Below are 21,876 nucleotides of genomic sequence, written 5' to 3'. Positions count from 1 at the left end.
TTAATTTATTTCCGGCGGTCCCTGGTCTTTAACGCCCATTGCCACCGGGACGTTCTATCCGCCCGCAGTTTACAAAATTGTTAACAAATTTGAAACAACAAACGGCAAACGATTTGTATTTGGCACCTGATAATCTCAAACAGCATCATGAGATTACCAGAAAAAAGCCGACCGATTGGCCGGCTTTTTGACTTACATCACCAGGCGGCGAATGTCGGCCAGCATGTTGTTGATGATGGTGATAAAGCGCGCACCATCAGCACCGTCAATCACGCGGTGGTCGAAGGAAAGAGACATTGGCATCATCAGACGCGGCGTGAACTCTTTACCATTCCAGACTGGCTCCATAGAAGACTTGGAGACACCCAGGATTGCCACTTCTGGCGCGTTAACGATTGGCGCGAAGTGAGTCGTCCCGATACCACCCAGGCTTGAGATAGTGAAGCAACCGCCCTGCATTTCGCCAGCAGTCAGCTTGCCATCGCGAGCTTTCTTGGAGATAGCCATCAGTTCGTGAGACAGCTCAACGATGCCTTTCTTGTTCACGTCTTTGAAGACAGGAACAACCAGACCGTTTGGCGTATCAACCGCAACACCGATGTTGATGTATTTTTTCAGCGTCAGCTTCTGACCATCTTCGGACAGAGAACTGTTGAAGCGTGGCATTTGCTCAAGCGCGGCAGCAACAGCCTTCATGATGAAGACCACTGGCGTGATTTTAACGCCCAGTTTCTTCTTCTCAGCTTCTACGTTCTGCTGTTTACGGAACGCTTCCAGCTCAGTGATATCCGTTTTGTCGAAGTGCGTAACGTGCGGGATCATCACCCAGTTACGGCTCAGGTTAGCACCAGAGATTTTCTGAATGCGGCCCAGTTCAACTTCTTCGATTTCACCAAACTTGCTGAAGTCCACTTTCGGCCATGGCAGCATACCAGGCAGACCGCCGCCGGTTGCAGCAGCAGGTGCAGATTCAGCACGCTTAACCGCGTCTTTCACGTAAGCCTGAACGTCTTCGCGCAGGATACGACCTTTACGGCCAGTCCCTTTCACTTTCGCCAGGTTCACACCGAATTCACGCGCCAGGCGGCGAATCAGTGGAGTTGCGTGAACGTAAGCATCGTTTTCAGCGAATTCAGTTTTACCAGAAGCCTGAGCTTGCGCTGCCGCTGGTTTTTGTGCTGCAGGAGCCGGAGCTGCTGCTTCTTGCTTAGCGGCAGGAGCTGGTGCAGCACCTTCCACTTCAAAGACCATAATCAGAGAACCGGTAGACACTTTGTCGCCCGCTTTGATTTTGATTTCTTTAACCACACCCGCGAACGGAGCCGGGACTTCCATAGAAGCTTTGTCGCCTTCTACGGTGATCAGTGATTGTTCAGCGGCCACTTTATCGCCCACTTTAACCATCACTTCAGTCACTTCAACTTCGTCACCGCCGATGTCTGGAACATTAACTTCTTTAGCAGCTGATGCCGCTGGTGCAGCTGGAGCCGAAGCCTGTGCCGGAGCGGCAGCTGGTGCAGCACCCGCCACTTCAAAGACCATAATCAGGGAACCGGTAGACACTTTGTCACCAGTATTGATTTTGATTTCTTTAACCACACCCGCGAACGGAGCCGGGACTTCCATAGAAGCTTTATCGCCTTCTACAGTGATCAGGGATTGTTCAGCGGCAACGGTGTCGCCCACTTTAACCATGATCTCGGTCACTTCAACTTCGTCACCGCCGATGTCTGGTACGTTCACTTCTTTGGCCGCGGCAGCCACAGGAGCGGCCGCTGGCGCTGCTTCTTTCTTCTCTTCTGCCTGAACAGGAGCCGCTTGCGCGGCACCTTCGGCGGATTCGAAAATCATAACCAGTTTGCCGGTTTCAACTTTGTCACCTACCGCAACTTTGATCTCTTTGACCACACCTGCTTGCGGAGAAGGAACTTCCATTGAAGCCTTATCACCTTCCACGGAGATGATGGACTGGTCAACTTCAACCTTATCGCCCACTTTCACCATGATTTCGGTGACTTCAACTTCGTCTGCACCAATGTCCGGTACGTTGATTTCGATAGCCATTTTATTCTTTACCTCTTATGCCAGACGCGGGTTGACTTTATCTGCATCGATGTTGAATTTGGTGATAGCGTCAGCCACCACTTTCTTATCGATTTCGCCACGTTTAGCCAGTTCGCCAAGTGCTGCAACAACCACGTAAGATGCGTCCACTTCGAAGTGGTGACGCAGGTTTTCACGGCTGTCAGAGCGACCGAAGCCGTCGGTACCCAGTACGCGGTAATCATCAGCCGGTACATAAGTACGAACCTGCTCGGCGAACAGTTTCATATAGTCAGTAGATGCCACTGCAGGAGCGTCGTTCATCACCTGAGCGATGTAAGGAACGCGCGGAGTTTCCAGTGGGTGCAGCATGTTCCAACGCTCACAATCCTGGCCATCACGCGCCAGTTCAGTGAAGGAAGTCACGCTGTACACATCGGAACCGACACCGTAATCGTTCGCCAGAATCTGCGCTGCTTCACGGACGTGACGCAGGATAGAACCGGAGCCCAGCAGTTGAACTTTACCTTTGCTACCTGCAACTGTTTCCAGTTTGTAGATACCTTTACGGATGCCTTCTTCCGCGCCTTGTGGCATGGCTGGCATGTGGTAGTTTTCGTTCAGCGTGGTGATGTAGTAATAAATGTTCTCTTGCGCTTCACCGTACATACGCACCAGACCGTCATGCATGATGACAGCCACTTCGTACGCGTAAGACGGGTCATAAGAGATACAGTTAGGAATAGTCAGAGACTGAATATGGCTATGGCCATCTTCGTGCTGCAGACCTTCACCGTTCAGTGTGGTACGACCGGAAGTACCGCCGACCAGGAAGCCACGCGCCTGTTGGTCACCCGCTGCCCAGCACAGGTCGCCAATACGTTGGAAACCGAACATGGAGTAGTAGATGTAGAACGGGATCATTGGCAGATCGTTGGTGCTGTAAGAGGTCGCAGCAGCCAGCCAGGATGAACCTGCGCCCAGCTCGTTGATACCTTCTTGCAGGATCTGACCTTTCTCGTCTTCTTTATAGTATGCAACCTGCTCACGGTCCTGCGGGGTGTACTGCTGGCCGTTCGGGCTGTAAATACCGATCTGACGGAACAGACCTTCCATACCGAAAGTACGCGCTTCATCGGCAATGATTGGAACCAGACGGTCTTTGATAGACGGGTTCTTCAGCATCACGTTCAGGGCACGAACGAAAGCGATAGTGGTGGAGATCTCTTTGTTCTGCTCTTCTAACAGAGAGCTGAAGTCAGCCAGGGTAGGCAGATCCAGTTTCTCGGTGAATTTTGGCAGGCGGCTCGGCAGGTAGCCGTTCAGTTTTTCACGCTGGCCATGCAGGTATTTGTACTCTTCGCTGCCTTCTTCGAACTTAATGTATGGCAGTTTTTCGATTTCAGCATCGGTCACCGGCACATTGAAACGGTCACGCACATAGCGTACGCCGTCCATGTTCATTTTCTTAACCTGGTGAGCGATGTTTTTACCTTCGGCAGTTTCACCCATGCCATAACCTTTAACGGTATGAGCCAGGATGACAGTTGCCTTGCCTTTGGTTTCTTGTGCATTTTTCAGTGCAGCGTAGATTTTCTTCGGATCGTGGCCGCCACGGTTCAGAGCCCAAATCTCATCGTCGGACATATCTTTAACCAGTGCAGCAGTTTCTGGATAACGACCGAAGAAGTGCTCACGAACGTAAGCGCCATTTTTGGATTTGAAGGTCTGGTAGTCACCGTCAACGGTTTCGCCCATCAACTGCAACAGTTTACCGCTGGTATCTTTACGCAGCAGAGCATCCCAACGAGAGCCCCAAATCACTTTGATAACGTTCCAGCCAGCACCCGCGAAGATACCTTCCAGTTCGTTAATGATTTTGCCGTTACCGGTTACTGGGCCATCCAGACGCTGGAGGTTACAGTTGATGATGAAGCACAGGTTATCTAGTTTTTCACGGGTTGCGATAGTGATCGCACCTTTGGATTCTGGCTCATCCATCTCACCATCGCCCAGGAACGCGTAAACGCGCTGTGCGGAAGTGTCTTTCAGACCACGGTGTTCCAGGTATTTCTGGAATTTAGCCTGATAGATTGCACCGATTGGACCCAGACCCATAGATACGGTCGGGAACTGCCAGAATTCTGGCATCAATTTCGGGTGCGGGTAAGAGGACAGACCATTACCGTGAACTTCCTGACGGAAATTGTTCATCTGCTCTTCAGTCAGGCGGCCTTCAAGGAAAGCACGTGCGTAAACGCCTGGGGAGATGTGGCCCTGGAAGTACACCAGATCGCCGCCATCTTTTGCATTGCGAGCGCGGAAGAAGTGGTTGAAACACACGTCATACACGGTTGCAGAAGACTGGAAAGAGGACATATGGCCGCCCAGATCGAGGTCTTTTTTAGACGCACGCAGGACAGTCATGATGGCATTCCAACGGATAGCAGAACGAATACGGCGTTCCAGCTCCAGATTCCCCGGGTATTCCGGTTCATCTTCAACGGCGATGGAGTTTACGTACTGGCGGGCAGCAGAACCTTCTGCAACTTTTACTCCACCTTTACGGGCTTCGCTCAGTAACTGATCAATCAGGTACTGTGCGCGCTCAACACCTTCTTCACGGATGACCGATTCGATCGCCTGTTGCCAGTCGCGAGTTTCGATCGGATCCACGTCATTTGGGAAACGTTCTGACATGGGTGGTATTCCTTATCTGTGTCTAATACGTTGATTATCTGGAACCTGTCTAATTGTGCTTTCCTTGAAAAAACACAATAAGACAGGTTCTGCGTTTAGTTGCCGCGCTCTAAATTAGTGGCGCTTAAAAGAACCAGAAATTTCAGGTTCTCATTCCTTACGTTGCTGTAAGCGCCGCAGAGAACGTTCTCGACGACTCTGTTCGCGGCTGCGATCCAGCAATATTTCTTCAATAAATGCCAGGTGACGGTGCGACGCTTCGCGCGCCTGCTCCGGCTGGCGAGCCATAATCGCCGCAAAAATGCTGGCGCGATGGCTGCTCACTTGCGCCAGCATTTCCCGGCGCGCATAGAGCAATTCAAAATTCTGACGAACGTTTTGTTCGAGCATCGGTGACATACAGCGCAACAAGTGTAGTAGCACCACGTTGTGGGCGGCTTCGGTTACAGCAATTTGATACTGCATGACCGCATCGGATTCAGCATCCAGATCGCCGGACTCTTGTGCTTTTTGAATGGCTAAATGACAGTCGCCAATACGTTTGAGATCTTCGTCCGTACCACGCAAGGCAGCGTAATACGCAGCGATACCTTCAAGTGCATGGCGGGTTTCAAGCAGATCAAACTGGGATTCAGGATGGTCAGACAACAGTTCGACCAGCGGGTCGCTTAAACTTTGCCAAAGGCTGTTTTGGACAAAAGTACCGCCGCCCTGACGACGAAGCAGGAGCCCTTTCGCTTCGAGACGCTGAATGGCCTCGCGTAGTGAAGGACGAGAAACGTCGAACTGTTTTGCCAATTCACGCTCTGGTGGGAGTTTTTCGCCGGGACGCAAGGTTCCCTCGAGGATGAGAAACTCCAACTGCTGCTCAATCACATCGGATAGTTTTGGTTGGCGGATTTTGCTGTAGGCCATTTATTCCCTGTCTCTGCCATTAGCGCTTATGCCCTTCAAACATTACATCATTCTGGGCAAAGTCAATTGGTATGACCAATTTCACATTCTTGACGCTAAAGTAACAAAGTATTCACCTTCTGTCCATATTGGTTTTGATTGAAATCATTAAACCCGGCACATTTTAACAAGATTACAGAAATGATGTTTCAAGGTTGTAACTTTGCACAAATGTCACATTTACTCACACCCAGATGCATTTAACTTTTACGAAACAGTAAAAAATGGATTTTCTTGCAAATTGAACCGATTCATCAGTTTAAAATATGAATATTAATTCACTGTTTGCGCTTAGGCTGAAGAAATAACTGCAGAAGTAGAAGAGATGCACGGAATCAAACTGCTTTCTTTTTATTCAACTGGTCACGCCAGTAATAGAAAGCAGGTGCAAACATTTGCGCTTACCACTATTCTTTGCGCTGCGGTAGTCCACTACGCAAAATACTGGAATTAAAAACCGTAAAATAATTACTACACAATGCGGAATTACAAACTTACAGAGGCGCGGTCAGCGCCCTGAAAATAACCACACACGAGGTTAAATTATGGAAGGTCAACAGCAAGGCGACACGCTGAAACGCGGCCTTAAAAACCGCCATATCCAGCTCATCGCGCTGGGTGGAGCTATCGGAACAGGGCTGTTTTTGGGCAGTGCGTCTGTCATCCAATCCGCCGGGCCGGGGATTATTCTTGGCTACGCGATTGCAGGTTTTATTGCCTTTCTGATCATGCGCCAGTTGGGTGAAATGGTTGTTGAGGAGCCTGTAGCGGGTTCTTTTAGCCACTTTGCTTACAAATACTGGGGTGGATTTGCAGGTTTTGCGTCTGGCTGGAACTACTGGGTGCTGTATGTACTCGTAGCGATGGCAGAGCTCACTGCGGTAGGTAAGTACATCCAGTTCTGGTATCCCGAGATCCCAACCTGGGCCTCTGCCGCCGTCTTTTTTGTCGTGATCAATGCCATCAACCTGACTAACGTAAAAGTGTTCGGTGAAATGGAGTTTTGGTTCGCTATCATTAAAGTCATCGCCGTCGTTGCCATGATCGTGTTTGGCGCCTGGTTGCTGTTTGGCGGCCATGCAGGCCCACAAGCGACTGTTCGTAACCTTTGGGAGCAAGGTGGATTCTTGCCACACGGCTTTACCGGGTTAGTCATGATGATGGCGATTATCATGTTCTCCTTCGGCGGGCTTGAGCTGGTCGGTATTACTGCTGCAGAAGCGGATAACCCAGAAGTCAGCATTCCTAAAGCGACCAACCAGGTTATCTATCGTATTCTGATTTTCTATGTGGGCTCACTGGCTGTTCTGCTGTCTCTGATGCCATGGACTCGCGTGACTGCTGATACCAGCCCGTTCGTACTGATTTTCCACGAACTGGGTGACACCTTCGTAGCAAACGCACTTAACGTTGTGGTTCTGACCGCTGCACTGTCTGTTTATAACAGCTGTGTTTACTGTAACAGCCGTATGCTGTTTGGTCTGGCCCAGCAAGGCAACGCGCCAAAAGCGTTCCAGAAAGTGGATAAACGCGGCGTGCCGGTAAATACCATTCTGGTTTCTGCACTGTTCACCGCGTTGTGTGTACTGATTAACTACTTTGCCCCGGCAGAAGCCTTTGGCCTGCTGATGGCATTGGTGGTTTCTGCTCTGGTGATCAACTGGGCGATGATTAGCCTGGCACACATTAAGTTCCGCAAGGCTAAGCAACAACAAGGTGTTAAGAGTAAGTTCCCTGCCCTGTTCTATCCGTTGGGTAACTATGTTTGCCTGCTGTTTATGGCGGCTGTTCTCGTCATTATGGCAATCACCCCGGGCATGGCCATCTCTGTGTGGCTGATTCCGGTGTGGATCGTGATTCTGGGTATTGGTTACTTCATTAAACAACAGAACCTGAAAAGCGTTAAAGCTTAACGATCTTCTGCTTTGATAAGCGCCTCGGTTCGCCGGGGCGCTTTGTTATCTGCTTCACACTTCCTTTACAACGACAGTATTGTCCATCTCTGCAACGGTTTCCTGACACGCAAATTTATTCCAATAGCCCAATACTCTTGTCCATATTCAGGCCAGGAGCATTTCCAATGGAAAACAGCAAACTATCAATTAAAGAAAAGATCGGCTATGGAATGGGCGACGCCGGGTGCAACATTATCTTTGGCGCCATTATGTTGTTTGTTAACTATTTTTACACTGACATCTTTGGCCTGTCTCCGGCACTTGTTGGAGTTATGCTGCTTTCAATTAGAGTCATTGATGCAGTTACCGACCCTATTATGGGCGCTATTGCCGACAGAACCCAAAGCCGCTGGGGGCGTTTTCGTCCATGGATTTTATGGATGGCGGCTCCATTTGCCTTCTTCAGTTACCTGATGTTTACCACGCCTGACTGGGGATACAGCAGCAAAGTTATCTATGCCTTCGTCACTTACTTCCTGCTCTCGCTGACCTATACCGCGATCAACATTCCCTATTGCTCCCTGGGAAGCGTGATTACAAACGACCCGAAAGAACGTGTTGCCTGCCAGTCCTATCGCTTTGTCATGGTTGGTATCGCGACGCTGATCCTTTCACTCTCCTTGCTGCCAATGGTTGACTGGTTTGGCGGCGGTGATAAAGCGAAAGGCTACCAAATGGCGATGGGCATTCTGGCAGTGCTCGGCATGTGTATGTTCCTGTTCTGCTTCTCGACCGTCAGAGAGCGTGTACGCCCTGCAGTACCCAGCAATGACGATTTAAATTCTGACCTGAAAGACGTGTGGAAAAATGACCAGTGGGTGCGGATTTTACTTCTGACGCTGTGTAACGTTTGCCCAGGGTTTATCCGCATGGCAGCAACCATGTATTACGTCACCTGGGTGATGGGCCAAAGCACCAGTTTCGCCACTCTCTTTATCAGCCTTGGCGTGGTTGGCATGATGGGCGGCAGTATGCTGGCTAAAGTGTTAACTGACCGTATTTGCAAACTGAAAGTGTTCTTCTGGACCAACATCGTATTGGCAATTTTCTCATGCGGCTTCTACTTCCTCGACCCGCACGCGACCACGCTCATTGTGGTGATGTATTTCCTGCTGAACATTCTGCACCAGATTCCTTCTCCACTACACTGGTCGTTGATGGCTGACGTTGATGATTACGGCGAGTGGAAAACCGGTAAACGCATCACCGGCATTAGCTTCTCCGGTAACTTGTTCTTCCTGAAATTGGGTCTGGCGATTGCGGGCGCGATGGTAGGTTTCTTGCTTTCCTGGTACGGCTACGATGCAGGTGCGAAACAACAAAGTGCGGATTCAATCAACGGCATTGTGATGCTGTTTACCATCATTCCCGGCGTTGGATACCTGATTACCGCAGGGGTCGTACGCCTGCTGAAAGTTGACCGTGAAATGATGCAACGCATTCAGGCAGACCTTGAAAAGCGCCGTCTTAACTATCGCGAATTGAACGAATATCACGACAGCAAACCCGTCGAAGCAAAACTATAAGGAAAGCCTTATGAATCAGGAGCAATGGCCTAATCCATTTATCGAGCAGCGTGCCGATCCGTTTATTTTGCTGCATGAAAATGAGTACTACTTTATTGCATCAGTACCCGAGTATGACAGGCTGGAAATCCGCCGAGCGGCAACAATAAGCGAACTGCCAAATGCCCAACCCGCCGTTGTGTGGCGCAAGCCGAGCTGCGGCCCGATGAGCGAACTGATCTGGGCACCAGAGCTGCACCATATTGACGGGAAATGGTACATCTACTTTGCCGCAACCCACACACAGGAGCTGGACGAGCTAAATATGTTCCAGCACCGGATGTTTGCCCTGGAGTGTGCCGATGCAAATCCCTTAACGGGTAAATGGGTAGAAAAAGGCCAGGTAAAAACGCAGTTCGACAGCTTCTGTCTGGATGCCACCACTTTCCACCATCAAGGTAAACAGTGGTATTTATGGGCGCAGAAAGACCCCAATATTGCGGGTAACTCAAATCTGTATCTCGCCGAGCTGGAAACGCCATGGGCAATCAAAGGCAAACCCGTGTTGTTAAGTAAACCTGAACTGGATTGGGAATGCCGGGGCTTTCTGGTAAATGAAGGGCCCGCGGTATTGGTTCACGGCGACAAACTGTTTGTCAGTTACTCCGCAAGCGCCACCGACGAAAACTACTGTATCGGGTTGTTGTGGATCGATCTCAATGCTGACCCAACCCACGCAGCAAACTGGCATAAATCTTCTGAGCCCGTGTTTACCACGAGTTACCCAAACAAGCAGTTCGGGCCAGGGCATAACAGTTTTACTAAAACAAAAGACGGGAAAGATGTGCTGGTCTACCACGCACGGAACTACACGGAAATTGAAGGCGATCCACTGTATGACCCAAATCGTCATACGCGCCTGAAAACGCTCGAATGGGACGAAAACGGTATGCCACTGTTTGGCATACCGCCTGCTGACAACAACTAACCTAATGCGGTGCTCTGGTTATTTTACTTAAACCAGAGTGCCGTAAATCGTCAGTAACGCAACCACAACCAAAATCACCAAAGACGTTTTCTTTGCCATCGTTACGGCAGCTTTTGGTGTTTTCACTTTATCCAGATGCGGCTCGCGTGCTAGCGAAAACTGCGCCAGTTGAGTCAACACCTGATATTGCGAAGTATGGCGGTCAGCCAGTGATGCAAACCATGCAGGAAGAGCTCGCTCACCGTGACCCACCAGCGCATATACCACGCCAACCAGACGCACCGGCACCCAATCCAGAACATGCAGAATCGCATCGATACCAGAATGTAAACGCTGTTGCGGTGAGTGATGGCGAGCAAGCCAGGTTTGCCATGCACGCAGGAACGCATAACCTGCCAGCGTTACTGGCCCCCAAACTCCACCGACGATAAACCAAAAAAGCGGTGCGAGGTAAAAACGAAAGTTAATCCACAAAAGCGCGTTTTGCAGCTCTTTCAGATATTCACGTTCATCGCAATCTGGCGGAACCCCATGGATCAGCGTTAGCTCACTCGCCATTGCATCACGAGCATGGCTGTCGTCGTGGCTCGCGGCCTTTAAATAAGCGTGATAATGCAAACGAACCTGGCCTGCGCCCATGCACAAAACGCCGAGGGCAATCCAGAACACCAACAACGGCACATTAAAAAACAAACCTTGTAGCGCACGAATCCCCAGGAAAACCACCAGCATGCACAGAGCAGTCATCAAGATCGTACGAAGCAGAGAAAAACTTTTTACCCGCCGAAAGAGAACTTCAAGGCGGTGATCCAGCTGCCAGTGCTCGCCCAGTTTGAACAACCGTTCCCAAATCATCACCAGCAGCAACGTAAACAGCGTCATTTCATCTCCTTATTTGACGTTACCTCAACCGAGTGGCGAAAACGCGGCCAGTCAAAAACAGGACCTGGGTCCGTTTTGCGCCCCGGGGCTATATCGCAATGCCCTGTCATATGGTCTGCAATAGCCGGATAAGCCTGAATTAGTGTGTCAGTAATCACAGTAAGTTGTTGATATTGCGCATCAGTATAGGGGAGCGTATCTGTCCCCTCCAACTCAATACCAATTGAAAAATCGTTACAACGCTCACGCCCCTGATATAAAGAGATTCCGGCATGCCAGGCGCGTTTATCGAAAGGAACATACTGAACGATTTCACCGTCACGGCGAATCAAACAATGTGCGGAAACACGCAAATGAGCAATTCCCTCAAAATAGGGATGGGCGTGCGCATCGAGCGTTCCGGTAAACAGCGCGTCAATCCATGGGCCACCAAACTCTCCCGGTGGCAAACTGATGTTATGCACTACCAGTAGCGAAGGTGTCTCATCCTCCGGTCGGCAATCAAAATGTGGGGAAGGAACTTGCTTAACACCCACCAGCCAGCCGTTTTTTAGCTGCATCCGCGGTCTCCTTTGAGTGGTACTTGGCGTCGCATCAATGTAGCATGTTTCGACATTAACTAAGCCATTTCGGAGTTTTATCATGCCGCCTCGCCGTTATAACTCAGACCGCCGACGTGACGAGCTTCTCGACCGTATCAACCTTGATATTCCACAGGCTGTTTCGCAGGCTTTGCGCGAAGATCTTGGTGGTGAGATCGATCCTAATAACGATATCACCGCGCAATTACTGGATGCAGATCATCGTTCGCATGCCGTTGTTATCACACGTGAAGACGGTGTGTTCTGTGGCAAACGTTGGGTCGAAGAGGTATTTATTCAGCTTGGCGGGGATGTCAAAGTCACCTGGCATGTTGAAGATGGCCAAACCGTAGTGGTAGACCAGCCTTTATTCGAACTGACGGGGCTTTCACGCGTGCTGCTCACTGGTGAACGTACCGCGCTGAACTTTGTACAAACCTTGTCAGGCGTTGCCAGCGAAGTTCGCACTTATGTTGATCTGCTGGCGGGAACAAATACCCAACTGCTTGATACGCGTAAAACTCTACCTGGCCTGCGCACGGCACTGAAATACGCGGTGCTATGCGGTGGTGGCAGCAACCATCGCCTGGGCTTGTCTGATGCTTTTTTGATTAAAGAAAACCACATCATATCTTCCGGCTCTATTCGCCAGGCGGTAGAAAAAGCATTCTGGTACCACCCTGATGTGCCTGTGGAAGTTGAAGTTGAGTCACTTAAAGAGCTGGAGCAAGCGCTACATGCCGGCGCTGACATTATCATGCTCGATAATTTCAATGTTGAAGATATGCGCAAGGCTGTCGTGCTCACAAATGGCAAAGCACGTCTGGAAGTTTCCGGAAACGTGACGAAAGAAACTATCCGTGAATTTGCTGAAACCGGTGTCGACTTTATCTCTGTGGGCGCGCTGACTAAACATGTCCGCGCACTCGATCTCTCAATGCGCTTCCGCTAATTTCTGCCAGGCAGATGGGGTGAAACTCATCTGCCTTTTTCTTTCCCTTGCGTCAATGCTCGCATTTTCATTGTTGCTCCGTGCAAACTTCACAGAAATGCTGGAAAGCCCCTTCCTGAAGCTATAACTCACTCTCGCCTGTCTGTTTTTTACAGCGCAAAGTGCCGCCATCCCAATCAGGAGCGGCATATGAACAAACAACGTGGATTTACACTTATCGAGCTGATGGTGGTTATCGGCATTATCGCGATACTGAGTGCCATTGGAATTCCCGCCTATCAGAACTACCTGCGAAAAGCAGCACTTACCGACATGTTACAAACCTTTGTTCCCTACCGTACCGCCATTGAACTTTGCGCGATTGAACGGGGTGGGATTAGCCAGTGCAATGCGGGTAGTAACAGTATTCCTTCGCCTAAAACGACCCGTTATATCAGCGATATGAGCGTTGCAAACGGCATTGTCACGCTGACAGGGCAAGAAAGCCTGAACGGTCTTACCGTTTCGTTATCCCCACGATGGAGTGACGCTGAGGGCGTTGAAGGCTGGAGTCGGGCCTGTGCCACTACCGATGGCGCTTCGCTGAAGCAAAGCTGCGAAGAAGTTTTCCGTTTTGATAATAACTCTGCGAGTCACTAAGCCATGGAAAATCGGCAAATCCTGGCTCTGTGCAACCAGTATCAGGCGGTATTACTTTCTGAAGATCCCATACTGCACATCGCTATTGCACCGAATCCATCTGCTCAGTTTTTTGAAGCATTGCGTTTTATCTGCGATACGGAGGTAAACGTTGAATACTGGTCGGCTGAACAGTTAGAAAAAGCACGGCATTCTGGTGTTTTGGTAAACACAGATGTACAGCATGAAAACACAGCTCCCGTGGTTCAACTGCTACAGGAAACGCTTCACAAAGCGATTCAGTTGCGCGCATCGGACATTCACTTTGAGCCGATAGAGCAAGGCTACCAGATTCGTTTTCGGGTCGATGGAGTACTGCAACTGCAACCTCTCCTTCCGGCTCATGTAGCCGCTCCGTTAACTGCACGACTAAAAGTACTGGGGAATCTGGATATTGCGGAGCGCCGTCTGCCGCAGGACGGACAAATGGAGATTGAAGTCGAACAACATAAATATTCATTTCGCATTGCTACGTTACCGGTGTATCACGGTGAGAAAGTTGTTTTACGTTTAATGACCCAGACCGAACAAACTTTTGAGCTTTCGGATTTAGGCATGTCACCAGATGATTGCATCCGCTTTCAGCGTTGTTTAGCCAACCCGCAAGGCATGATCCTGGTCACCGGCCCCACCGGGAGCGGCAAAACCATCACGCTTTACAGCGCACTAAAAATACTAAACCAGGTTTCCAGCAACCTCTGTAGCGTAGAAGATCCTATAGAGATCCCAATGCGTGGGCTCAATCAAACGCAAATAAACAGCAAAGCAGGGCTGAGCTTCCACAGTGTGTTACGCGCCTTACTGCGCCAGGATCCCGATATCATTATGGTGGGTGAGATTCGGGACGGCGATACTGCAGAAATTGCCATTAAGGCGGCACAGACCGGACATCTTGTTCTTTCAACTCTGCATACCAACTCAACGGCAGAGAGCGTCGTTCGCCTGCAACAAATGGGAGTAGAGCCCTGGATGTTAGCTTCTGCGTTGAACATGGTGGTCGCACAGCGTCTGGTTCGCAAACTCTGCCCTCACTGCAAGCAGCAGCAACCCGATGACATCCTCCTTCCGACAACACTCTGGAAACGAGCATTACCACACTGGCAGGCTGTGGGGTGCGAACGTTGCTACGGCGGTTTTTATGGGCGAAGCGCATTGTTTGAGATCCTGCTTATCGAGCCAGCACTACAAACAGCCATTATCAAGGGGATGGCTGCTCACGAGCTCGAAACGCTCGCTCGTCAACAAGGCATGATGACGCTATTCGAAAGGGGATGTCAGGCTGTTGAGCAGGGTCTAACTACGCTTGAAGAACTGTATCGTGTGCTGGGTGTGCCTCATGGCTAAATTTTTGCTCTGGCACTGGAAAGCGGTCGATCAATTCGGGCAACTCCAGAAGGGAACGTTAATTGCAGAAGATACCGCATCTGTTACCGATCAATTGTTCAATGCGGATCTTCAGCTTTTGCATCTACGCAAAACGTCGCGAACCCGTCGTGGTTGCTGGCATATTCAGCAAAAAATTCAGGTATTTCGCCAGCTTGCCACTTTACTTCAGGCTGGAATTTCTTTATCTGATGGGCTGTTGCTTATCGCGCAGCAGCATCCCTTTGAAGAATGGTCTGCATTACTAAAAGACATAGAAAAACGTGTTTCGAGTGGTACGCCATTTTCAGCCGCATTAAGCCAATGGCCGAAGATTTTCCCCGCATTGTTTATTGCCCTGATTCATATTGGTGAGTTAACGGGGAAGCTAGACGAATGTTGCAAAAGGCTGGCTGACCAACAAGAAAAACTATATCAACTGCATAAAAAGGTCATGAAAGCCTTACGTTACCCACTGTTTATTATGGCTGTCGCTCTGCTTGTCACTATCGGGATGATGGGATTTGTATTGCCGGAGTTTGCCAATATCTATCGGTCTTTTAACGCTCCTCTGCCTGCTATAACACTGGCAGTAATGGCGATTTCAAACTGGGTAACAACACAAGGGTTGGGGTGGTTACTGGTGTCTGCCACCCTCTTTGCTTGCGGATATTTTCTTCGACAGCGAAAACCTCACTGGCAAGAGTATGAACAAAATCTATTACTCCGCATCCCTCTGGTTGCCCCACTTTGGCGTGGACAAGTTCTCAGCCAAATCTACACCACTCTTTCGCTATCCCAACAGGCAGGGATCCCTTTGCTGCAAGGGCTTAGTGCAGTGGAGACAACCCTCTCATCACTTTTGTGGAAGAAGGTTATTTCACGCATTAGTACCAAAGTGATGCAAGGCGTCCCGTTTTGGCTTGCACTCACTGAGAGTGAGCGATTTACACCGTTGTGTTACCAGTTGATACGAGTGGGTGAAGAGTCAGGTGCTTTGGATTTGATGCTAGAAAAACTGGCGAGTTGGCATCACAACAATACGGAAGAACGGGCTGATAACCTGGCCGCTGCGCTGGAACCGCTAATGATGTTAATCGTGGGAGTCATTATTGGGACGCTGGTGATTGCGATGTATCTACCTATTTTCCAGCTAGGAGACGCAATGAGTGCTGGATGACGGTGCAGCGAGTGCCGCACCGTATGCGTGTATAGCTTAGAGGCTATTGAAAACGCGGTTTTCCTGCTCAGCAACACGAATAAACGTCGTGCGCTTGGTCAACTCTTTCAAACGAGAAGCACCAACGTAAGTACATGCAGAACGCAATCCGCCCAGGATATCACGGGCAGTGTTTTCTACAGGGCCACGTAATGGCAGTTTTACAGTTTTGCCTTCCGCTGCACGGTATTGTGCAACACCACCAACGTGGCGAGTCATTGCAGATTCAGAGCTCATGCCATAGAACAGCATGAATTTCTCGCCGTTTTCTTCAACAACTGTACCGCCGCTTTCTTCGTGGCCAGCCAGCATACCGCCGAGCATCACGAAATCTGCACCGCCGCCGAATGCTTTAGCAACATCACCCGGAACAGTACAGCCGCCGTCGCTAACAATCTGACCGCCAAGGCCATGAGCAGCATCAGCACATTCAATCACAGCAGACAGTTGCGGGTAACCTACGCCTGTTTTCACGCGAGTAGTGCATACGGAACCAGGGCCGATACCGACTTTAACAATGTCAGCACCAGAGAGGATTAGCTCTTCGCACATTTCGCCAGTCACAACGTTGCCTGCACAGATAACTTTATCCGGCCATGCTTCACGCGCTTTAGACAAGAACTGAGTGAAGTGTTCAGAGTAGCCGTTAGCCACGTCGATGCAGATAAATTGCAGTGCAGGATGAAGAGAAAGAATCTGCTTGGTTTTCTGGAAATCAGCGTCTGATGTACCGGTTGAAACCATAACGAACCTCAGGATGTCGTCTGACACAGACTTAACGAAGTTGCTCCACTCTTCCACAGAGTAGTGTTTATGGACCGCAGTCAGGATATCAAACGAGGCTAACGCCTGAGCCATACCGAATGTACCAACGGTGTCCATGTTAGCCGCAATGATCGGAATACCTGACCATGCAATACCGGAGTGTTTGAAAGTGAATTGGCGCTCAAGCTCTACATCAGAGCGGCTTTTAAGAGTGGAACGTTTTGGGCGAATAAGAACGTCTTTAAAACCTAACTTCAAATCTTCTTCAATACGCATGTTGCAGATTCCTGGGTCGAATGGCGAAGGACGCGTGAACGCAATTGGCTATTTAGGCACCAATTCCAGTGACGTTATCATACGCACTATTAATGCCGCTGCAAGACTGCGAAAACACTCTTTTTTGCGCTACAATCGTTAAAATTTACCTGAGAAACAGGAAATCGCTATATGGGGTTCATTTTTCCAATGCCTCCGCGCCTTCCTGCAACATACCAGGTATAAATTAACTTTTTATATCCTTGATAAAACGTAGATTTAGGGTCTGGTTTTTATGGTTTATACGGTGGCATTAACGGGCGGGATTGGCAGTGGTAAAAGTACTGTCGCCGATAACTTTTCCCGATTAGGTATTACCGTTGTAGACGCTGACGTGATTGCTCGTCAGGTAGTTGAGCCAGGGCAGCCTGCTCTCACCATTATCTCTGACCATTTTGGTAAAGAAATTCTTCTTCAGGACGGCTCTCTTAACCGCCGGGTTCTTCGTGAAAAGATCTTCTCCTCCCCAGAGGAAAAACAGTGGCTCAATGCGCTGTTACATCCACTTATCCATCAACGAACCCGAATTGAAATCAATCAAGCCGTTTCTCCCTACGTTTTGTGGGTTGTTCCGTTGCTAATTGAGAATAACCTTCAGCAGATGGCCGATCGCGTGCTGGTTGTGGATGTCTCGCCAGAGGTGCAAATCGCACGTACTATTGCGCGCGATAAAGTCAGTTGTGAACATGTGCAACAAATCCTTGCGGCACAGGTGACACGCGAGGCACGCTTGAGCGTTGCCGATGATGTAATTAATAATGATGGTGCCGCCGAGCAGGTGGCCGCACATGTTGACCGTCTGCACCGCCAGTATCTGGAACTGGCGGCCCAGGCCGCACAGCAGGAAAATTAATAATGAGCACCCAGATTCTTTTTGAGCACCCACTGAATGAAAAAATGCGCACCTGGTTGCGTATCGAGTTTTTAATCCAACAGCTCGAAAGTTCATTACCGGTAGATGAGACTTCCAAAGCCCTTCATTTTTTCCGTAATGTCGGTGACCTGCTAGACGTCTTTGAGCGCGGCGAGATCCGCACAGATATTCTCAAAGAGCTGGAGCGCCAGCAGCGTAAACTATTGAACTGGGCCGAAGTTCCTGGTGTAGATATGCAGCTTATCGATTCGCTGCGTAGCCAACTTAAAGAACGCGGCAGTGTTTTAATGGCAGCACCGCGCCTCGGGCAGTCTTTGCGTGAAGATCGTCTGATTGCCCTTGTTCGTCAGCGTCTAAGTATTCCAGGTGGTTGCTGTAGCTTTGATTTACCGACTTTGCATATCTGGCTTTATTCGCCACAAGATCAGCGCAATGCACAAATTAATGCCTGGCGGACAAGTTTGCAGCCGTTGAAACAGGCATTGGATCTGCTACTGGATATTATTCGTAATTCTGCGCCATTCCGTAAGCAAACCAGTCTGAACGGTTTTTATCAGGACAATGGTGATGATGCTGATTTGCTGCGTTTGCAGCTTTCTCTCTCTTCACAGCTTTATCCTCAGGTGTCCGGGCATAAAAGCCGTTTTGCGATCCGCTTCTTACCACTTGATAGCGAAAATGGAATTATCCCTGAGCGCCTCGATTTTGAGCTGGCATGCTGTTAAGGAGCGCATATGTCTGAACCAACAAAAGTAAACTGCCCAGGTTGTGGCAAAGTCGTTATCTGGAATGAAACCAGCCCGTACCGCCCGTTTTGCAGCAAACGCTGCCAGCTCATTGACTTAGGTGAATGGGCCGCCGAGGAAAAACGAATTCCTAGCAGCGGCGATTTGTCAGAGAGTGATGACTGGAGTGAAGAAGACCTGCGTTAACTCTGCAGTAATTTGCTGATAATCGGTTCATTTGCTGGTGGGAAATCTGCTGCCACCAGCGAATTTTGCGCAATCCATTGACCCGGTTGCCCTTCTTTGCCCCACGGCTCGCCTTCCCAGCTTTCCACCATGAAAAACCACAAAGTGATAAACCGATCCGGGAACTGATAAGAAAGTTTTTCATACAGTCCATACTGGTTCGCTGTAATGCCTGTTTCTTCCTGCAGTTCACGAACTAATGCTTGTTCTGGGGTTTCACCGGTTTCGATTTTTCCTCCCGGGAATTCCAGTTTATTTGCCATATGAGCGTCAGCAGCTCGTTGCGTGATAAAAATCTCCCGCCGAGAGTTGCGAATGATACCGACGGCAATTTCTAGTTGTTTCATTTTTGTGCAGGTACTCCATAGAAAAAAGGCGCAGCAAGCTGCGCCTTCGTCGACAATACCGTTCTTAGCTTAAACGGCCATGACACTGTTTGTATTTTTTACCAGAACCGCATGGGCAAGGATCATTACGACCTACTTTGCGCTCACCCGTTTCTGCTGCCAGTGACTCCGCAGCCAGCGTGTCGTCATCCTGGTGACTCAACTGTTGCATCTGTGCCAGACGCTCAGCTTCTTCACGACGGTGCTGTTCCATCGCTTCGACTTCTTCAGGCATACGCACCTGAACTTTGCTCAACGTACTGATAACTTCATATTTCAGAGCTTCGAGCATAGAAGCAAACATGGCAAAAGATTCACGCTTGTATTCTTGCTTAGGATCTTTTTGTGCATAGCCACGCAAGTGAATGCCCTGACGCAAATAGTCCATTGCCGCCAGGTGCTCTTTCCACAATGAATCCAGAGTCTGTAGCATCACGCCTTTTTCGAAATGACGCATCATTTCAACACCAACGACTTCTTCCTTACGCTTATACACTTCGGCCGCGTTCTGCAGAATACGCTCACGCAGAGTTTCTTCATGCAGCTCAGGTTCTTTATCCAGCCACTCTTTGATTGGCAGATCGAGGTCGAAGTCGTTTTTCAGGCGCTCTTGCAGGCCTTCAACATCCCACATTTCTTCCAGTGACTGCGGAGGAATGTGTGTATCGATAGTCACTTTAAAGACATCTTCACGGATGCTGTTGATGGTTTCACTGACGTCACTCACATCCAGCAATTCGTTACGCTGGCTGTAGATAGCGCGACGCTGATCGTTAGCTACATCATCGTATTCAAGCAGCTGTTTACGGATATCAAAGTTGCGGCTTTCAACTTTACGCTGTGCGTTAGCAATCGCCTTAGTCACCCATGGGTGCTCAATGGCTTCGCCTGGTTTCATCCCCAGCTTACGCATCATGCCTGAAACGCGATCTGATGCAAAAATACGCATCAGGGAATCTTCCATAGAGAGGTAGAAACGAGATGAACCCGCATCCCCCTGACGACCAGAACGACCACGTAACTGGTTATCGATACGACGAGATTCGTGACGCTCTGTACCGATGATGTGCAGACCACCCGATGCCAGAACCGCGTCATGGCGAACCTGCCAGTCTGCTTTAATCTGCGCGATTTGTTCTGGGGTTGGATTTTCCAGCTCAGCGACTTCTGCCTGCCAGCTACCACCCAATACGATATCCGTACCACGACCAGCCATGTTAGTCGCGATGGTCACTGCGGCTGGATAACCCGCCTGGGCAACAATCCCTGCTTCATTCGCGTGGAACTTAGCGTTAAGAACATTGTGCTTGATACCAGCTTTGGTCAATTCAGCAGAAACCACTTCGGATTTCTCGATAGAAATTGTCCCCACCAGCACTGGCTGGCCGTTCGCTGTACGCTCTTTAATATCTTCAATAATCGCAGTAATCTTGTCCGCTTCGGTCATATAGACCAAATCAGGCATATCTTTACGGATCATTGGGCGGTTGGTTGGCACAACGATGGTATCGAGTTTATAGATTGAGCTGAATTCAAACGCTTCAGTGTCTGCTGTACCCGTCATACCAGCCAGTTTTTCATACAGGCGGAAGTAGTTCTGGAAGGTGATAGACGCCAGCGTTTGGTTTTCGTTCTGAATGTCGACGCCTTCTTTGGCTTCAACAGCCTGGTGCAGGCCATCAGACCAACGGCGGCCTTGCATAGTACGGCCGGTATGTTCATCAACGATGATGACTTCGCCATCTTTCACGATGTAGTCAACGTCACGGGTGAACAGCACATGTGCACGCAATGCAGCAGTTACGTGGTGCATCAGCATGATATTGGTCGGAGAGTAAAGTGATTCACCTTCCTCCATGATGCCTTCACGTACCAGCAGCTCTTCAACCAGTACCAGACCACGTTCGGTAATGTTTACCTGACGAGATTTTTCGTCTACTGAGAAGTGACCTTCACCCTGGAAAGTATCAGAATCTTCTTTTTCCTGACGAATCAGGCTTGGGATGATTTTGTTTACTTTTTTATACATCTCGGAGCTGTCTTCAGCAGGGCCAGAGATGATAAGCGGCGTACGCGCTTCATCGATAAGAATTGAGTCAACCTCATCCACCAACGCGTAGTGCAGTTTACGCTGAACACGTTCTTCAGGGCTGAACGCCATGTTGTCGCGCAGGTAGTCAAAACCATATTCGTTGTTGGTGCCGTAAGTAATGTCAGCAGCGTAAGCTTCGCGTTTTGCAACGGCTGGCATGTTAGGCAAGTTGATGCCCACACTCAAACCCAGGTACTCGAACAGAGGGCGGTTGTTTTCAGCATCACGCTGGGCCAGGTAGTCGTTGACGGTAACCACGTGAACACCGCGGCCGCTCAATGCGTTCAGATACGCAGGCAGCGTTGCAGTCAGCGTTTTACCTTCACCTGTACGCATCTCTGCGATACAGCGGTCGTTTAGAACCATACCGCCGAGCAACTGTACGTCGAAGTGACGCATGCCGAATACACGCTTACTCGCTTCACGAACAACGGCGAAAGCTTCAGGGATCAGATTTTCAAGCACTTCACCTTTCGCAAGACGTGCGCGAAACTCATTGGTTTTTGCTTTTAATTCGTCATCGGAAAGTTTTTCAATTTCCGGTTCCATGCTGTTGATCAGAGTAACAACTTTACGCATACGACGCAGGGTGCGGTCGTTACGGCTACCGAAAACTTTAGTTAATAATTTGATTAGCATAATAAATTCTCAAAC

At 49.5% G+C, this 21,876-nt stretch carries 18 protein-coding genes; 10 read left to right on the top strand and 8 right to left on the bottom strand.

The annotated features are described in order from the left end of the window. Nucleotides 1–192 precede the first annotated feature (192 nt). The 3 genes from aceF to pdhR all read right to left on the bottom strand — a co-directional run bounded on the left by aceF (nt 193) and on the right by pdhR (nt 5,658). Entirely contained in the window at nt 193–2,064 is a 1,872-nt protein-coding gene (gene aceF, locus BSPA111_RS19480) for a pyruvate dehydrogenase complex dihydrolipoyllysine-residue acetyltransferase (RefSeq protein ID WP_183272794.1), read from the bottom strand. A gap of 15 nt (nt 2,065–2,079) precedes the next feature. After that, a complete protein-coding gene (gene aceE / locus BSPA111_RS19475; RefSeq protein ID WP_183272793.1) occupies nt 2,080–4,743 on the bottom strand; it encodes a pyruvate dehydrogenase (acetyl-transferring), homodimeric type in 2,664 nt (887 codons plus the stop codon). Nucleotides 4,744–4,893: 150 nt separating this feature from the next. After that, on the bottom strand, nt 4,894–5,658 hold the full coding sequence (gene pdhR, locus BSPA111_RS19470; protein WP_064516235.1) for a pyruvate dehydrogenase complex transcriptional repressor PdhR: 765 nt from the start codon (nt 5,656–5,658) through the stop codon (nt 4,894–4,896). A 581-nt stretch (nt 5,659–6,239) separates the two neighbouring features. Here pdhR and aroP point away from each other — a divergent pair. The 3 genes from aroP (at nt 6,240) to BSPA111_RS19455 (ending at nt 10,145) form a co-directional block, all read left to right on the top strand. Then, nucleotides 6,240–7,610 carry an aromatic amino acid transporter AroP gene (gene aroP, locus BSPA111_RS19465; RefSeq protein WP_183272862.1) on the top strand — a complete coding sequence of 457 codons (1,371 nt, stop codon included), beginning with the start codon at nt 6,240–6,242 and terminating at the stop codon, nt 7,608–7,610. Nucleotides 7,611–7,777: 167 nt separating this feature from the next. Beyond that, nucleotides 7,778–9,178, top strand: a complete 1,401-nt coding sequence (locus BSPA111_RS19460) for a glycoside-pentoside-hexuronide (GPH):cation symporter (protein ID WP_183272792.1) — start codon at nt 7,778–7,780, stop codon at nt 9,176–9,178. A gap of 10 nt (nt 9,179–9,188) precedes the next feature. Next, on the top strand, nt 9,189–10,145 hold the full coding sequence (locus BSPA111_RS19455; RefSeq protein ID WP_183272791.1) for a family 43 glycosylhydrolase: 957 nt from the start codon (nt 9,189–9,191) through the stop codon (nt 10,143–10,145). A 27-nt stretch (nt 10,146–10,172) separates the two neighbouring features. On the opposite strand, the gene ampE is transcribed toward BSPA111_RS19455, so the two are convergent. Beyond that, on the bottom strand, nt 10,173–11,027 hold the full coding sequence (gene ampE, locus BSPA111_RS19450) for a beta-lactamase regulator AmpE (protein ID WP_183272790.1): 855 nt from the start codon (nt 11,025–11,027) through the stop codon (nt 10,173–10,175). Then, nucleotides 11,024–11,587, bottom strand: a complete 564-nt coding sequence (ampD, locus tag BSPA111_RS19445) for a 1,6-anhydro-N-acetylmuramyl-L-alanine amidase AmpD (RefSeq protein ID WP_183272789.1) — start codon at nt 11,585–11,587, stop codon at nt 11,024–11,026. The genes ampE and ampD overlap by 4 nt, the downstream gene beginning before the upstream one ends. Before the next feature lie 82 nt (nt 11,588–11,669). On the opposite strand from ampD, the gene nadC reads away from it, so the two are divergent. The 4 genes from nadC (at nt 11,670) to hofC (ending at nt 15,780) form a co-directional block, all read left to right on the top strand. Continuing rightward, on the top strand, nt 11,670–12,560 hold the full coding sequence (gene nadC, locus BSPA111_RS19440) for a carboxylating nicotinate-nucleotide diphosphorylase (protein WP_183272788.1): 891 nt from the start codon (nt 11,670–11,672) through the stop codon (nt 12,558–12,560). 189 nt (nt 12,561–12,749) lie between these two features. Beyond that, nucleotides 12,750–13,199, top strand: a complete 450-nt coding sequence (gene ppdD / locus BSPA111_RS19435) for a prepilin peptidase-dependent pilin (RefSeq protein ID WP_183272787.1) — start codon at nt 12,750–12,752, stop codon at nt 13,197–13,199. A 3-nt stretch (nt 13,200–13,202) separates the two neighbouring features. After that, complete coding sequence (gene gspE, locus BSPA111_RS19430) at nt 13,203–14,582, top strand: type II secretion system protein GspE (protein ID WP_183272786.1); 1,380 nt, start codon at nt 13,203–13,205, stop codon at nt 14,580–14,582. Beyond that, nucleotides 14,575–15,780, top strand: a complete 1,206-nt coding sequence (gene hofC, locus BSPA111_RS19425; RefSeq protein WP_183272785.1) for a protein transport protein HofC — start codon at nt 14,575–14,577, stop codon at nt 15,778–15,780. Before gspE ends, hofC begins: the two co-directional genes overlap by 8 nt. Before the next feature lie 36 nt (nt 15,781–15,816). On the opposite strand, the gene BSPA111_RS19420 is transcribed toward hofC, so the two are convergent. Next, nucleotides 15,817–16,860, bottom strand: coding sequence for a GMP reductase (locus BSPA111_RS19420; RefSeq protein ID WP_183272784.1), 1,044 nt, complete (start codon nt 16,858–16,860; stop codon nt 15,817–15,819). A gap of 274 nt (nt 16,861–17,134) precedes the next feature. On the opposite strand from BSPA111_RS19420, the gene coaE reads away from it, so the two are divergent. Genes coaE through yacG form a run of 3 tightly spaced genes read left to right on the top strand, consistent with a single transcriptional unit; the run spans nt 17,135 to nt 18,705 of the window. Continuing rightward, nucleotides 17,135–17,752 carry a dephospho-CoA kinase gene (coaE, locus tag BSPA111_RS19415; RefSeq protein WP_183272783.1) on the top strand — a complete coding sequence of 206 codons (618 nt, stop codon included), beginning with the start codon at nt 17,135–17,137 and terminating at the stop codon, nt 17,750–17,752. 2 nt (nt 17,753–17,754) lie between these two features. Continuing rightward, complete coding sequence (zapD, locus tag BSPA111_RS19410; protein WP_183272782.1) at nt 17,755–18,498, top strand: cell division protein ZapD; 744 nt, start codon at nt 17,755–17,757, stop codon at nt 18,496–18,498. A 9-nt stretch (nt 18,499–18,507) separates the two neighbouring features. After that, nucleotides 18,508–18,705 (top strand): DNA gyrase inhibitor YacG, encoded by a 198-nt coding sequence (gene yacG, locus BSPA111_RS19405; protein WP_183272781.1) that lies wholly within the window; start codon nt 18,508–18,510, stop codon nt 18,703–18,705. On the opposite strand, the gene mutT is transcribed toward yacG, so the two are convergent. Continuing rightward, nucleotides 18,702–19,091, bottom strand: a complete 390-nt coding sequence (gene mutT, locus BSPA111_RS19400) for an 8-oxo-dGTP diphosphatase MutT (RefSeq protein ID WP_183272780.1) — start codon at nt 19,089–19,091, stop codon at nt 18,702–18,704. The genes yacG and mutT overlap by 4 nt on opposite strands. A 64-nt stretch (nt 19,092–19,155) precedes the next feature. Then, a complete protein-coding gene (gene secA / locus BSPA111_RS19395; RefSeq protein WP_183272779.1) occupies nt 19,156–21,861 on the bottom strand; it encodes a preprotein translocase subunit SecA in 2,706 nt (901 codons plus the stop codon). Nucleotides 21,862–21,876 lie beyond the last annotated feature (15 nt).

Source organism: Buttiauxella sp. A111, assembly GCF_014189855.1.
Lineage (GTDB): Bacteria > Pseudomonadota > Gammaproteobacteria > Enterobacterales > Enterobacteriaceae > Buttiauxella > Buttiauxella selenatireducens.
Note: the sequence above shows the minus strand (reverse complement) of the source record. Positions and strands in the feature narration are given on the sequence as shown.